Here is a 13,913-nt window from a genome sequence, read left to right on the forward strand (position 1 = left end):
GCTGCGAGTATGCCAGCCCGCCTGACTATTTGACGAAAATCGAAGGCACAGGGGAGCAACGAATGCAGATGGCTGCCCGTGGGGGGAGTGGCTGCGAATGTGCCAGCCCTCCTGATGAATTGAGAAAATAATCCTGCTAAATCGAAGGAACCGAGGAGCAACACATGCAGCAGACAACCCGTGAGTGGCAACAGCTGGATGCCAGCCACCACCTGCACCCCTTTACCGACTTTCAGGCCCTGAACAAGAAGGGCTCGCGCATCATTACCAACGCCAGCGGCGTCTATCTGGAAGATTCCGACGGCCACCGTATTCTCGACGGTATGGCGGGGCTTTGGTGCGTCAATATGGGCTATGGCCGACAAGAGCTGGTGGATGCCGCTACCCGCCAGATGCAGCAGTTGCCCTACTACAACCTCTTCTTCCAGACCGCTCACCCGCCGGTGATCGAGCTGGCTACCCTGCTGGCCGAGGTGACACCCGCCCATCTTAACCACGTCTTCTTCACCGGCTCCGGCTCCGAGTGCAACGATACCGTGTTGCGGATGGTGCGCCACTACTGGGCCAGCAAGGGGCAGCCCGACAAACAGGTGATCATCAGCCGCCACAACGCCTACCACGGCTCTACCGTGGCGGGGGCGAGCCTGGGCGGCATGAAGGGGATGCATGCCCAGGGTGGCCTGCCCATTCCCGGCATAGTGCACATCGACCAGCCCTATCACTTCGGTGAAGGGCAAGGGATGAGCGCCCACGAGTTCGGGCTGGAGCGGGCCCGTCAGCTGGAGCAGAAGATTCTGGCGCTGGGGGTGGACAAGGTGGCCGCCTTTATCGGCGAGCCGATCCAGGGGGCGGGCGGCGTCATTATTCCGCCTGACAGCTACTGGCCGGAGATCCAGCGCATCTGCGATCAATACGGCATCCTGCTCATCGCTGACGAGGTGATCTGCGGCTTTGGTCGCACCGGCCACTGGTTTGCCAGCGAAGGGTTTGGCATCAAGCCGGACCTGATGTGTCTGGCCAAGGGGATCACCTCCGGCTATTTGCCGCTCGGCGCAGTGATGGTCAGTGACCGGGTTGCCAAAGGGCTGGTGGAGGAGGGGGGCGAGTTCAACCATGGCTTCACCTATTCGGGTCACCCGGTCTCCTGTGCGGTGGCGGTTGCCAATATCCAGCTTATGCAAAAGCAGAGCATAGTTAAGCGCGTCCATGATAACATCGGCCCCTATTTGCAGCGCCGCTGGGCCGAGCTGGCCGATCACCCGCTGGTGGGAGAAACCCGAGGCAAAGGATTGGTCGCCGCGCTGGAAATCGTTGAGGACAAGCAGACCAACCGGCGTTTTCCGGCCGAGGCAAATGCCGGGATGACGTGCCGGGAGTTCTGCTTTAACAATGGCTTGGTGATGAGGGCGGTAGGCGATACCATGATCATATCGCCCCCCTTGGTCATCACCGAGGAACAGGTTGATGAATTGGTCAAGCTCGCCAGGCTCAGTCTGGATCTGACAGCCGAAAAGCTGAAGGGTTAAGGTGGGTCGGGCAGGTTGGCATGCGCATACAATTTGCTTAGGAGACAAGGATGATGTCTTTCAAAACAGGAGTGATCGCTGCCTCTGTGGCGCTGGTCATGGCAAGTGCCGGAGCAATGGCTGACGATAAGGTGCTGCACGTCTACAACTGGAGCGACTATATCGCCCCGGATACTCTGGATAACTTCCAGAAAGAGACGGGCATCAAGGTGGTGTATGACGTGTTCGACAGCAACGAGGTGCTGGAAGCCAAGCTGCTGGCGGGCAAGTCTGGCTACGACATCGTGGTGCCGTCCAACCCCTTCCTGGCCAAACAGATCCGGGCGGGTGTGTTCCAGAAGCTGGACAAGTCCAAACTCTCCAACTGGCAAAACATGGATACCGACCTGCTCAAGGCGCTCGACCAGAGTGATCCGGGTAACCAGTACTCTATCCCTTACCTGTGGGGCACCATCGGTTATGCCTACAACATCGATAAGGTAAAGGCTGTACTGGGGGCCGATGCGCCGGTCAACTCCTGGGATCTGGTATTCAAGCCGGAGAACATGGCCAAGCTGAAAGAGTGCGGCGTCTCTTTCCTCGACTCGCCGACCGAAATGCTGCCGGCCGCCCTGCAATATCTGGGCTTCAAACCGGATAGCCAGAAGCCGGACGAGCTGAAGAAGGCTGAGGAGCTGTTCCTCTCCATCCGCCCCTATACCGCTTATTTCCACTCCTCCAAGTACATCTCGGATCTGGCCAACGGCAACATCTGCGTGGCGGTCGGTTACTCCATGGATTTGCAACAGTCCAAAGCGCGGGCGGAGGAAGCCAAAAATGGCGTGGCACTGACCTACATCATTCCGCAAGAGGGGGCGGGCAGCTTCTTTGACATGATCGCCATTCCGGCGGACGCCAAGAACGTCGAGGCCGCCCACACCTTTATCAACTATCTGATGAAGCCCGAGGTGATCGCCAATATCACCAACCAGGTACACGCTCCCAACGGCAACAAGGCGGCCACCCCGCTGGTTGACGAAGCGATCCGTACCGATCCGGGTGTTTATCCGGACTCCGCGACCTTGCAGAAGATCTACACCTTCCCGGATCTGCCGGCCAAGGTGCAGCGAGTGATGACCCGTAGCTGGACCAAGATCAAGTCCGGCAAGTAAGTAACGAATGCCCCTCCCGGTCCGCAGTTCGGCCGGGAGGTGAGTGATGCCATCCATCCGGATGGGCCGCGCGACAGGATGCGCAGACGGTCAACCACTGAACAGGAGAACTGACACCGTGCATACAACCAGACTGGCAGCCATTGCCCTGACCATTGGATTGTCGAATACAGTTCAGGCAGCCCCTGTGCTGCACTTCTACAACTGGTCTGACTATATCGGCGAGACCACCCTCAGCGATTTCCAGCAGGCGACCGGAATCAAGACTGTCTATGACGTGTTTGACTCTAACGAGACCCTTGAAGGCAAGCTGCTGACCGGCCGTACCGGTTACGATCTGGTGGTGCCCTCAAACAACTTCCTCTCCAAACAGATCAAGGCGGGGGCCTTCCAGAAGCTGGACAAGAGCCTGCTGCCCAATCTGGCCAATCTGGATCCTGTGCTGCTCAAGCAGCTCGACAAGGTGGATCCGGGTCACCAGTACGCAGTGCCCTATCTGTGGGGGACCAACGGCATCGGCTACAACGTCGACAAGATCAAGGCGGTGCTGGGGGTCGACAAGATTGACTCCTGGGCCACCATCTTCGAACCGGAAAACATGGCAAAACTCTCTCGCTGCGGCGTCGCCTTCCTCGACTCTGCCGATGAGATGATCCCCGCCGTACTCAATTATTTGGGGCTCGACCCCAACAGCCATAAGGCTGACGACATCAAGCGTGCCGAAGAGCAGTTACTCAAGGTGCGCCCCTATGTCACCTATTTCCATTCGTCCAAGTACATCGGCGATCTGGCCAATGGCGACATCTGTGTGGCGGCAGGATTCTCTGGTGACATCTTGCAAGCAGCAGCTCGCGCCGATGAAGCGGGTAAGGGAGTGCATATCGCCTACAGCATTCCGAAAGAGGGGGGCAACCTCTGGTTCGACATGATGGCCATCCCGTCCGATGCCACCAATGTCAAAGAGGCGCACGCCCTCATCAACTATGTTCTGCAGCCTGAAGTGATCGCCAAGGTCAGCAACTATGTGGGCTATGCCAATCCCAACGCCAAGGCGGGCGAGTTTATGGATGAGGCAGTACGTAACGATGAGGGAGTTTATCCACCTCAAGCTGTGCTGGAGCGGCTCTATGTGCAGGAAGCACACCCCCGTGCAGTGCAGCGTCAAATCACCCGGAGTTGGACCAAGATCAAGTCCGGTACCTAACCTTGGTGCCCGTTCGGGGGCGCCAAATCGCTTTAATGGATTGGCCGTGAGGCCGGTATCACGTTCGGGAGTTTGGTAATGGCGATAGCCTCCAGTGCCTATAAGAAAGCCCTTGAGGGCAGCCAGCAACGCAAAGAAGTGCTGGTAAAAATTGACAGGGTCAGCAAGCAGTTCGATGAGACCCTGGCGGTAGACAATGTTTCCCTGAATATTCACAAGGGGGAGATTTTCGCCCTGCTCGGCGGGTCAGGTTCCGGCAAATCGACTCTGCTGCGGATGCTGGCGGGCTTTGAGCGCCCGACCGAGGGGCGGCTGTTCCTCGACGGGGTCGACATCACAGATATGCCCCCCTATGAACGCCCCATCAACATGATGTTCCAGTCCTACGCCCTGTTCCCCCATATGACGGTGGCGCAGAATATCGCCTTCGGTCTCAAGCAGGATGGGCTACCCAAGGCCGAGATCGATGCCCGGGTCGAAGAGATGCTCAAGCTGGTGCAGATGACCCAGTATGCCCGCCGCAAACCGCATCAGCTCTCCGGTGGCCAGCGCCAGCGGGTGGCGCTGGCCCGTTCCCTGGCCAAGCGTCCCAAGTTGCTGCTGCTGGACGAACCCATGGGGGCGCTCGACAAGAAGTTGCGTTCCAAGATGCAGTTGGAGCTGGTTGAGATCATCGAGCGGGTCGGGGTGACCTGCGTCATGGTGACTCACGATCAGGAAGAGGCCATGACCATGGCGGAGCGGATCGCCATCATGCATCTGGGCTGCATCGAACAGATCGGTAGCCCTATGGACATTTACGAAACCCCGGCCAGCCGGCTGGTGTGCGAGTTTATCGGCAACGTCAACCTGTTCGACGGCCTGCTGGTGGAGGATGAGCAGGACCACGCCACCATCGCCTGCGCCGATCTGGAGCAGCCCATCTATGTGGGCCACGGCATCAGCTCCCGCGCCGAGAACAAGAAGGTGACCTATGCCCTGCGGCCGGAAAAACTGCTGATGAGTCTGCAAAAACCGGAGGAGATCGAGCACCCGGACTTCAACTGGACCAAGGGTGAGGTCTATGACATCGCCTATCTGGGTGGGCACTCGGTTTACCACATCCAGCTGCCCTCGGGCAAAATCGTTCAGGCCTTCATCGCCAATGCCGAACGCCACGGCAAGCGGCCAACCTGGGATGACCAGGTGTTCCTCTACTGGGAAGATGACAGCGGCGTGGTGCTGCAATCATGACGTTCCTGCAACACGTGAAGCGGGTCGGGGGGCGCCGACTGGTGATTGGCATCCCCTTCTTCTGGCTGTTCCTCTTCTTCCTGCTGCCCTTCGTCATCGTGGTGAAGATCAGTTTTGCGGAAGCGGATGTGGCGATCCCGCCCTACACCGACGTGGTGAGCTGGGCCGACAATCAGCTCACCATCCTGCTTAACATGGGCAACTACCTCCTGCTGCAGGAGGATGAGCTCTATATCGCTGCCTATCTGGGTTCCCTCAAGATTGCATTCATCAGTACCCTGCTCTGTTTGCTGATCGGTTATCCCATGGCCTACTCCATCGCCCGGGCCAACAAGGAGACCCAGACCGTTCTGCTGCTGCTGATCATGATGCCGACCTGGACTGCCATTCTGATCCGGGTCTATGCATGGATGGGGATCCTCAGCAACAACGGCCTGCTCAACAGCGTCTTGCTGGGGATCGGGCTGATCGACGAACCGCTGCAGATCCTCAACACCAACCTGGCGGTCTATATCGGTATCGTTTACTCCTACCTGCCCTTCATGGTGCTGCCGCTCTACGCCAATCTGGTCAAACACGATCAGAGTCTGCTGGAGGCGGCCTCCGACCTGGGTGCCCGCAACCTGACCCGCTTCTGGCAGATCACGGTGCCGCTCTCCAAGAACGGCATCATCGCCGGCTGCATGCTGGTGTTCATTCCGGTGGTGGGGGAGTTCGTCATCCCGGAAATGCTGGGCGGCCCGGAGACCCTGATGATCGGTAAGGTGTTGTGGCAGGAGTTCTTCAACAACCGCGACTGGCCGGTCGCCTCTGCGCTGGCGGTGGTGATGCTGGCGGTGCTGATCATTCCGATCATCCTCTTCAACCGTAACCAGGCCAAAGAGCTGGAGGGTAAAGCATGATGAAAACAGCGTTGTTCAATCCCGTATCCAGCCGCTGCAACCGTAACCAGTTCAGAGCGCTGGAGGGTAAGGCATGATAAAGCGTTTCGGTTTTGCCAAACTGATGCTCTGGCTGGGGCTGCTGTTTATCTACCTGCCCATGATCATCATGGTGATCTACTCCTTCAACGCCTCCAAGCTGGTGACGGTGTGGGGTGGTTGGTCGCTCAAGTGGTATTTCGGCCTGCTCGACAACAAACAGCTGATCGGGTCTGTGTTCCGCTCGCTGGAGATCGCCTTCTACACCGCGATCGCCGCGGTGGCGCTGGGGACGGTGGCAGCCTTCGTGCTGACCCGAATTCCCCACTTCCGTGGTCGCACCTTGTTCGGCGGCATGGTGACGGCGCCGCTGGTGATGCCCGAGGTGATCACCGGTCTGTCGCTGCTGCTGCTGTTCGTGGCGATGGCCCAGCTGGTGGGCTGGCCCGCCGAGCGGGGCATGCTGACCATCTGGATCGCCCACACTACCTTCTGTACCGCCTACGTGGCGATCGTGGTGTCGGCGCGGTTGCGGGAGCTGGATCTCTCCATCGAGGAGGCGGCAATGGATCTCGGCGCCAAGCCGTGGAAGGTGTTCTTCCTGATCACCATCCCGATGATCGCCCCCTCGCTGGCGGCTGGCGGCATGATGTCGTTCGCCCTGTCGCTCGATGATCTGGTGCTGGCGAGCTTCGTCTCCGGCCCGGGCTCCACCACCCTGCCGATGGAGGTCTTCTCGGCGGTGCGGCTCGGCGTGAAACCCGAGATCAACGCGGTGGCCAGCCTGATCCTGCTGTCGGTATCGCTCTTTACCTTCGGCAGCTGGTATCTGATGGCCAGGGCGGAGAAGCGCCGTCGCGCCGAAATCGCCATGAGCAACCAGATGCAGGCTGTCGTTTGACGGCATGATAAGATCCGCATTCTCTCGTCAATCTGGAGGATGAGTATGCGGATCTCCCTTTTTAGCGGCCGTGGCACCGAGCTGGTGCCCGGCCTCACCAGCGCCATTCACAAGCAACCGATCGCTGCGCCAGTTCGTTGTACCTTTGCCGGTCTGGAAGGGGATGAGCAGTGTGATCAGCGCCACCATGGTGGCCCGGATCGGGCACTCCACTACTATCCTGCCGATCACTATCTCTGGTGGCAGACCTGGCAAACCGCGCTGGATCTTCCTGCACCACGTACTCCCTGGCAACCTGCCGCCTTTGGTGAGAACCTCTCCGGTATCGGGCTGACCGAGGCGCAAGCCTGCATCGGCGATGTCTATCGACTCGGTGAGGCACTGATCCAGATCAGCCAGCCGAGATCCCCCTGCTTCAAGCTCAACCAGCGCTTTGGCTATGGCCAGATGTCCCAGGTAATGCAGCTAAATGGCCGTTGTGGCTGGCTGCTGCGGGTGCTGGAGGAGGGGATAGTGTCGCCGGAGCGGACCATGGAGCTGGTGGATCGGCCTTATCCCGAGCTAACGGTGAAGCGTACTGCCGATATCCTGTTCAATCAGGTGCGCAATGAAGCAGATCTGCTGCTGTTGCTGGAAAATCCGGCCCTCTCCCCCAACTGGCGCCAGCATGCAGCCGACTGGCTGGAGCATGGCACTGTGGCTGACTGGCAGCGCCGTCTGCTGGGGCCGGCATCCCTGCGCCTGGCCTGACGCTGGGTTACCGGAATGTCACCCGCTGGCTGCATCTCGGTAAATAACTGAAAATAATGTTGAATAGTTGAGCGAACGGAAGTTTTTTTCCTGGCAAATGCAAAAAAGGCTTGTGTCGGGTCTGGGCTTTCGGTAAATTCCCGTCCCGCAGACATCGGTGTGTAGCGCAGCTTGGTAGCGCACTTCGTTCGGGACGAAGGGGTCGGAGGTTCGAATCCTCTCACACCGACCAGATTTAAAAAAGGCCGCTCAACAGAGCGGCCTTTTTGCATTTGCTTTCCGTCACACCCTCCCCTTGACCTGCTGACCTGCTGACCTGCTCTCCCTTTTCAGATTGCGATGGCGACCCATTCTGATCTCCGCTGAAAAAATAGAGGGGGAGAGTCGGTGGAAGGCGGCAAGTGTGGGCAATGGTTATAGTGCGCCACAGTGGCGCTCGCATGAATCGGGATCAGAATTACGGCTCTCACTGGAGCCCACGACTCTATGGCGTCTGGCATCTGGATGAGAGCTGGACCCTGAAAGGGGGCGTATCAACCGGTTACCGCTCCCCTGACTTGCGGATGTCGGCGGCCAACTGGGGCCAGGTCACCGGTGGTGGCAGCCTGGATGGCATGCTGGTCGGTAACCCGGACCTCAAACCCGAGACCAGCGTGAGTGAAGAGATCGGCCTGCTGTGGAATAGTCATCAGGGCTTTAACGCCGGGGTGACCCTGTTCAACACCGACTTCAAGAACAAGATCTCCGAAGTACGTCGTTGTACCAGCAAGAGTGATCCCGCCTGCACCCTCAACGGTCACAGTTATGACTTCATCAGTGATCGGGTCAACGTCGACAAGGCGAACATGCGCGGCGTCGAGAGCATGATGGATTGGGCCATCAATGAGGATTGGTCGGTCAGCTCCAGCTACACCTTTACCCAGTCCGAACAGAAAAGTGGCCCGCTGGCGGGTCATGCCCTCAACCAGATGCCCCGCCACATGTTCAACGGCAGCGTAGAGTGGCAGACCACCGAGCAGCTGAGCCTCTGGTCACGGGTCAACTTCCGTGGCGAGACCTCCGAGTACCTGAGCCGGGTCAAGATGGCGGAAGGGACCCCCTCCTACACCTTCTTTGACATGGGCCTGGTCTACAAGGCCAACAAGCATCTGGATCTGACCGCCGGGGTCTACAACCTGTTCGACAAGACGGTGGATTACAGCAGCTATGGCACTGTGCTGGATGGTCGCCGCTACAACCTGGGGGTGACCTACAACTTCTGATAGGGAACCTGTCATGGGGCCGCCATCTTCCGATGGTGGCCGTTTTTATTGCGTGTCGGTCAGGGGGCTATGCCTGATAAGGGGCGGCTTGCCAGGTATTGCGCCCCAGTCTCTTGGCCTGATACATGAGGGCGTCAGCTTGCCGCAGTAGCTGGTCGGCATCGGTCTCTCTCTCTGCGGCGACCCAGACTGCCCCGGTACTGATGGAGAGGGTCACCTCGCCATCGCTGGTGTGCAGGGTTTGCCGGTTGCTCTCCAGGCAAATGCGCTCGGCCCACTGTTCTGTCTCTGCCAATGTGGCCAGTGGCAGCAGCAGGCAAAATTCCTCCCCGCCGATGCGGGCCAGCAGGGCACTCTCGGGCAACATGCTGGTCACAGTGGTAGCCAGCTTTTCCAGCAACAGATCCCCGATGCCATGACCAAAGCGGTCGTTGATCTTCTTGAAGTGATCCACGTCGAACAGCAACAGGGCGCAAGGCTCCCCGTTTGCCAGCCGTTGCTCCATGGCGGGCATGAATGCCCGTCGGTTGAGCATGCCGGTCAGGGGGTCAGTATGGGCCAGTTTCTCCAGTCTGGCGTTGGCGCGGATCAGCTCGGCAGTACGGCTGGCAACGGCGCGGCGCAGCTGCACTATGTAGGCCATCATGATTAGCGCCACACCCAACAACAGCCAGCGGCCAAGGTGGACAGGGTAGACGGTCTCGACATGCATCCATTTGCGGATGATCCGCTCTCGATCGCTCTCCTTTATTTGGGCGAATCCCTCTTTCAGCTGTGTCAGCAAGGCCTGATCGCCCTTCTTGACGGCAAAGCGAACCTGATTGGTATAGAGATGGCGCACCGGAATAAAGCGAGTGGGGTCAGCCGAGGTATAAATGTAGAAGTTGGCAACTTGCAGATCGGCGATAAATGCTTTTAGTCTCCCCTTGAAGGCTGCCGCCAGCAGGGTGTCATTGTCATCGAAGGTCTGCAGTTTGGTACCCGGAAAGTAGCGTCTGGCGTAATACTCCTCGTAGCCACCGGCTACTACCCCGACGGTTTCATGGCGCAAGTAATGTTGCACATCGGTGCCGCGTAGTTCGCTAGAGAAGAAGAGCTGGGAGTCGAGCTGGGTGAGGGGCTGACCATAGTCAAACAGCTTGTTTCGCTCCGGTGACCAGAGTAGTCCGGCGTGAACGTCCGCTTTCCCCTCATGGAGCAGGTCGAGGGAGCCTTGCCAGTCGACCAGCCTGAACTCGATCTTCTGGCCGGTCACCCGGGCATATTCACGCCACAAATCGATCAGCAGGCCATCCGGCTGGCCCGACTCATTGATATAGGAGAAGGGCTGCCAGGCTTTGGAGTTGGTAATGATGATCGGCTCTTCCGGGGCTTTGGCCCAGGCAGGCAGAGCAAGGGCGAGCAGCAGGAGCCCCCATCCGATACTGACTATGACTCCTGTCCTGGAAGAGGCCATCCTTGCTCCACTCCGTTGCCGTATAGCGTCCTGTGTCCACCGATTATCACTGTCTTTCGTATCGAAGAACAAGCGCTCAAATGATGAAGTTAGCATGATACAAATGGTGCGATGGCAAGGTTTATGGATAGAGTGACTACTTACAGTGGCAGGCTGAGCCGCGCCTCCAGTCCCCCTTGTGGCCGATTGAGCAGGGTCAGCTCGCCACCGTGCTGATGCACCAGAGTGCGAGCGATGGAGAGCCCCAGCCCCACGCTGCCCGACTCGGTGTTGCGCGCCTCGTCGAGCCGCACGAAGGGTTTGAATACATCCTCCAGCCGCGCCGGATCGATCCCCGGCCCGTTGTCGCAGACCCGGATCAACAGCTCCTCCTTGCGTCGCTCCAGCGACACTTCGGCGCTGCCGGCATATTTGATGGCGTTGCCGATCAGGTTTTGCAGCACCCGACGCAGGGTGTTGGCCCGGCAGGCGTAGACCTCTTTGCCCTCCGCCAGACAGGTGACGGGCTGGCCGGTATCGGCATAGTCATCGCACAGGCTGACCAGCAGGCTGACCAGATCCAGCTCGCGAGTGGCCTCCTGCTGCCCCTCCTCGCGGGCAAAGCTGAGGGTTGCCGCCAGCATCTGTTCCATCTGTTGCAGGGTCTGCTGGATCCGCTCCTTGTCCTCGCCATCGGCCAGAAACTCGGTGCGCAGCCGCAGGCTGGTGATGGGGGTGCGCAGATCGTGGGAGATAGCCGCCAGCATCCGGGTTCTGTCTTGCACGAAGCGGTCGAGCCGGGTGTGCATCCGGTTGAAGGCCTGAATCGATTCGCGGATCTCGGTCGGCCCCACTTCTTGCAAGGGTTCGATATCCTCGCCCCGTCCGAGCCGTTCTGCATTGCCTGCCAGCTGCTTGAGCGGGCGGGTGGCACGGCGAAACAGCAGCACCATCAGCCCGATCACCAGACTGGCGACCAGCATCAGGTTGAGGGTGGTCTGCCACGACCAGCTGCCCGCCTCCTTGTCGACCAGCGAGCTGAACTGCAGCCAGCCCCCCTGAGGCAGTTCGATGGAGCCGTAGAGCCGCATATCCCGCGGCGGGGGTGGCCCCTTGCGATCCCGCATCATGCGGGCGTGATGCTCCCACGCCTTGCTGCGTTGGGCATCCTCCTTGAGTTCTGCGCTGATCTCGATGGTGAGGCCGGGGGGATAGTTGAGGCGTGAGCGCACCAGCTGCTCGAAGCGGTGACTGCGGTTGTCTGGTTGCATTGGCTCGTCGGAGAGCCTGAGCAGCAGGGTCTCGCTGCGGCTCGCCTTGAGGATCTCGTCATAGAGGGACGGGGGGGAGAGGGAGAGCAGCCTGACCACAGAGATGATCCGCTGCATGGCGTTGCGGCTGTTGACGAAGCCGAGCGCCTCCTCCCGATCCGAGCGGTAAATCTGGATACTGAGCAGCTGGATCAGGATCAGCCCCGCCAGCGCCACCAGAATGATCTGGCCGGTCAGCCCCTTGGGCCACATCCGTGCCCACAGTCGTCGCAAGGCACCCACTGTTTAAACCTGCGTCACGTCGGCGGAGAACATATAGCCACCACCCCAGATGGTCTTGATCAGCTCCGGATTCTTGGGGTCCCGCTCCAGCTTGCGACGCAGGCGGCTCACCAGGGTATCGATGGCGCGATCGAAGGCCACCGCCTCGCGGCCGCGGGCCAGATCCAGCAGTTGATCCCGGCTCAGCACCCGCTGCGGGCGCTCGAGGAACACCTTGAGCAGATCGAATTCGGCGGTGGAGAGGCTCAGCCCCACTCCATCCTCATCGACCAGCTCGCGGCGGTTGATATCGAGCAACCAGCGATCGAAGCGCAGATCCCGGGTCAGAGTCTCGGCGGCGGGTTGGGTGTCGGCCTGGGTACGGCGCATCACCGCCTTGATGCGCGCCAGCAGCTCGCGCGGGTTGAAGGGCTTGGCCAGATAGTCGTCGGCCCCCATCTCCAGCCCTATAATGCGGTCGGTCTCTTCCCCCATGGCAGTGAGCATGATGATGGGCAGGTTCGATTTGACCCGCAGCTCGCGACAGAGGGTCAGGCCATCTTCACCCGGCATCATCAGATCCAGCACCAGCAGGTCGAACTCCCGCTCCTCCAGCAGTCGCTTCATCTCCTTGCCATCCCGGGCGCAACTGACCCGCAGGCCGTGTTGTTCCAGAAAGCGTTTCAAGAGATCGCGGATCTCGCTGTGGTCGTCGACCACCAGAATGTGGGTGTTGCCCTGGTTCATGAATACCTCCCCTGCTTGGCATTGGCCCGAGTATACGAAAATCCGCCCGGCGGTTTGTGTCAAAGTGTGCCAGATCCGCACGATGCCACACTCTGCTACAAAAAAGGGCGATGCTGGCAAAGTTCGGACACCGATAGGGTGTTTACTTGAGGGCAAGGCAAGAGCGCCGAACCAGCATCATCCCTACAGGAGACAAACCATGAAAAAACTGACCAAAACCCTGCTGACCGCCACCCTGATCCTTGGCCTGCCGCTGGGCGCCTATGCAGCCAGTGAAGCGGCCCCGACTGGTAAGCCTGGCACCATGATGGATTGCCCGATGGATGGTAGTGGTATGAAAGGTGGCAAGCACCACGGTGGTCGCCACGACAAGATGGCCCGGATGCACAACATGACCCCGGAGCAGATCCAGGCCCACCTGCAAACACGTTATGACCGCATCGAGGATCCTGCCAAGAAGGCGGAATTTATCAAAAAGCTCAACGAGCGGGCGGATGGCATGACCAAGCATGCTGACGCGATGAAGCAGTTCGCCGAAGCGAACCAGTGAGTACGATGGCGGTTGCATGGCACAGTGATAAACCCAAGGGTGGCAGGGGTTACCCTTGCTACACTGACGATGTTGCGCTGGGCTGAATGCAGACGATTGTCCAATAAAAGAGGGGGGAGCCTGATGCTCCCCCCTCTTGCTATCTGTGCCGGTGCGGGCGTTCAGTCCACGCCACCGGACGAGCGAACTTAGCCCTGAGCCTTGTCGGTCAGGTCTACTTTCTTGACGGTTTCGCCTTCGAACTTGATAACGACGTTCTTCTTGGCTGCGTCGGTATCTTTCAGCAGGGTCTTGGTGGTCTCTGCCAGCATGGGAGACGCCTTGTTAAGGGCATCCAGGTCATAGGTCCACACTTCCAGACCGGCTTCGGTCTTGGTAGAGGCCGGAGCACCCAGCTTCTCTTTGATAGCCTGCTTGTTGGAGCCGCCTTCCTTGATATCCAGCGCCTGCTTGATGGCTTCGTTGGATGCGCTGTCAATGGCGCCAGACACGGCGGTGTTGGCCGCTTCCTTGACGCTGCTGGTGACGCTGTTAGTCAGCGAATCCATCAGGCCAGCATTGGCAAACAGGGGCAGGGTGGTGAGGGCAACCAGCAAACTTTTTTTCATTTTTTACAGATTCCATTGGTAGGTATGCAAATGAGCTGGCTATGAAATCAGCAAAGATATTAGGTGTCAAGCGAGGCACGTAATTAACATTTCT

General features: G+C 59.2%; 12 protein-coding genes, 1 tRNA gene and 1 pseudogene. 10 read left to right on the plus strand and 4 right to left on the minus strand.

Annotated elements, in window-relative coordinates:
- The first annotated feature begins 164 nt into the window (after positions 1-164).
- The 9 genes and pseudogenes from BN1117_RS16235 to BN1117_RS16275 form a co-directional block, all read left to right on the plus strand.
- A complete protein-coding gene (locus BN1117_RS16235; RefSeq protein WP_040099068.1) occupies positions 165-1,526 on the plus strand; it encodes an aspartate aminotransferase family protein in 1,362 nt (453 codons plus the stop codon).
- A gap of 53 nt (positions 1,527-1,579) precedes the next feature.
- A complete protein-coding gene (locus tag BN1117_RS16240; RefSeq protein ID WP_082032619.1) occupies positions 1,580-2,677 on the plus strand; it encodes an extracellular solute-binding protein in 1,098 nt (365 codons plus the stop codon).
- A gap of 118 nt (positions 2,678-2,795) precedes the next feature.
- Entirely contained in the window at positions 2,796-3,881 is a 1,086-nt protein-coding gene (locus BN1117_RS16245; RefSeq protein ID WP_040099071.1) for a polyamine ABC transporter substrate-binding protein, read from the plus strand.
- Between the two features lie 78 nt (positions 3,882-3,959).
- Positions 3,960-5,114, plus strand: coding sequence for a polyamine ABC transporter ATP-binding protein (gene potA / locus BN1117_RS16250; RefSeq protein ID WP_005340704.1), 1,155 nt, complete (start codon positions 3,960-3,962; stop codon positions 5,112-5,114).
- Positions 5,111-6,016: an ABC transporter permease subunit gene (locus BN1117_RS16255; RefSeq protein WP_040099073.1), complete on the plus strand. Its 906-nt coding sequence runs from the start codon at positions 5,111-5,113 to the stop codon at positions 6,014-6,016. The genes potA and BN1117_RS16255 overlap by 4 nt, the downstream gene beginning before the upstream one ends.
- Before the next feature lie 73 nt (positions 6,017-6,089).
- Positions 6,090-6,935 carry an ABC transporter permease subunit gene (locus tag BN1117_RS16260; protein ID WP_209435250.1) on the plus strand — a complete coding sequence of 282 codons (846 nt, stop codon included), beginning with the start codon at positions 6,090-6,092 and terminating at the stop codon, positions 6,933-6,935.
- Between the two features lie 45 nt (positions 6,936-6,980).
- Positions 6,981-7,685, plus strand: coding sequence for an MOSC domain-containing protein (locus BN1117_RS16265; protein ID WP_040099075.1), 705 nt, complete (start codon positions 6,981-6,983; stop codon positions 7,683-7,685).
- Between the two features lie 155 nt (positions 7,686-7,840).
- Positions 7,841-7,917 (plus strand) — tRNA-Pro (locus BN1117_RS16270).
- Positions 7,918-8,116: 199 nt separating this feature from the next.
- Positions 8,117-8,947: pseudogene (locus BN1117_RS16275) on the plus strand (TonB-dependent receptor domain-containing protein); the annotation flags it as partial.
- A gap of 67 nt (positions 8,948-9,014) precedes the next feature.
- Here BN1117_RS16275 and BN1117_RS16280 read toward each other — a convergent pair.
- The 3 genes from BN1117_RS16280 to BN1117_RS16290 all read right to left on the minus strand — a co-directional run bounded on the left by BN1117_RS16280 (position 9,015) and on the right by BN1117_RS16290 (position 12,661).
- Positions 9,015-10,403 carry a transporter substrate-binding domain-containing diguanylate cyclase gene (locus tag BN1117_RS16280; RefSeq protein WP_040099076.1) on the minus strand — a complete coding sequence of 463 codons (1,389 nt, stop codon included), beginning with the start codon at positions 10,401-10,403 and terminating at the stop codon, positions 9,015-9,017.
- A 140-nt stretch (positions 10,404-10,543) separates the two neighbouring features.
- A complete protein-coding gene (locus BN1117_RS16285; RefSeq protein ID WP_040099078.1) occupies positions 10,544-11,905 on the minus strand; it encodes an ATP-binding protein in 1,362 nt (453 codons plus the stop codon).
- 33 nt (positions 11,906-11,938) lie between these two features.
- Complete coding sequence (locus BN1117_RS16290) at positions 11,939-12,661, minus strand: response regulator (protein ID WP_040099080.1); 723 nt, start codon at positions 12,659-12,661, stop codon at positions 11,939-11,941.
- Positions 12,662-12,860: 199 nt separating this feature from the next.
- Between BN1117_RS16290 and BN1117_RS16295 the strand changes: the two genes are divergently transcribed.
- Positions 12,861-13,211 (plus strand): hypothetical protein, encoded by a 351-nt coding sequence (locus BN1117_RS16295; protein WP_040099082.1) that lies wholly within the window; start codon positions 12,861-12,863, stop codon positions 13,209-13,211.
- Between the two features lie 188 nt (positions 13,212-13,399).
- Here the strand turns inward: BN1117_RS16295 and BN1117_RS16300 are convergent, their stop codons facing one another.
- A complete protein-coding gene (locus tag BN1117_RS16300) occupies positions 13,400-13,819 on the minus strand; it encodes a hypothetical protein (protein ID WP_040099083.1) in 420 nt (139 codons plus the stop codon).
- Positions 13,820-13,913 lie beyond the last annotated feature (94 nt).

Source organism: Aeromonas australiensis (assembly GCF_000819725.1).
Taxonomy (GTDB): domain Bacteria; phylum Pseudomonadota; class Gammaproteobacteria; order Enterobacterales; family Aeromonadaceae; genus Aeromonas; species Aeromonas australiensis.

Bases quoted from the DNA above. Each gene is read 5' to 3' on its own strand.
- potA (WP_005340704.1), top strand. From the start codon at position 3,960: ATGGCGATAGCCTCCAGTGCCTATAAGAAAGCCCTTGAGGGCAGCCAG.
- BN1117_RS16240 (WP_082032619.1), top strand. From the start codon at position 1,580: ATGTCTTTCAAAACAGGAGTGATCGCTGCCTCTGTGGCGCTGGTCATG.
- BN1117_RS16235 (WP_040099068.1), top strand. From the start codon at position 165: ATGCAGCAGACAACCCGTGAGTGGCAACAGCTGGATGCCAGCCACCAC.
- BN1117_RS16280 (WP_040099076.1), bottom strand. From the start codon at position 10,403: ATGGCCTCTTCCAGGACAGGAGTCATAGTCAGTATCGGATGGGGGCTC.
- BN1117_RS16285 (WP_040099078.1), bottom strand. From the start codon at position 11,905: ATGTGGCCCAAGGGGCTGACCGGCCAGATCATTCTGGTGGCGCTGGCG.
- BN1117_RS16260 (WP_209435250.1), top strand. From the start codon at position 6,090: ATGATAAAGCGTTTCGGTTTTGCCAAACTGATGCTCTGGCTGGGGCTG.
- BN1117_RS16265 (WP_040099075.1), top strand. From the start codon at position 6,981: ATGCGGATCTCCCTTTTTAGCGGCCGTGGCACCGAGCTGGTGCCCGGC.
- BN1117_RS16290 (WP_040099080.1), bottom strand. From the start codon at position 12,661: ATGAACCAGGGCAACACCCACATTCTGGTGGTCGACGACCACAGCGAG.
- BN1117_RS16300 (WP_040099083.1), bottom strand. From the start codon at position 13,819: ATGAAAAAAAGTTTGCTGGTTGCCCTCACCACCCTGCCCCTGTTTGCC.
- BN1117_RS16255 (WP_040099073.1), top strand. From the start codon at position 5,111: ATGACGTTCCTGCAACACGTGAAGCGGGTCGGGGGGCGCCGACTGGTG.
- BN1117_RS16295 (WP_040099082.1), top strand. From the start codon at position 12,861: ATGAAAAAACTGACCAAAACCCTGCTGACCGCCACCCTGATCCTTGGC.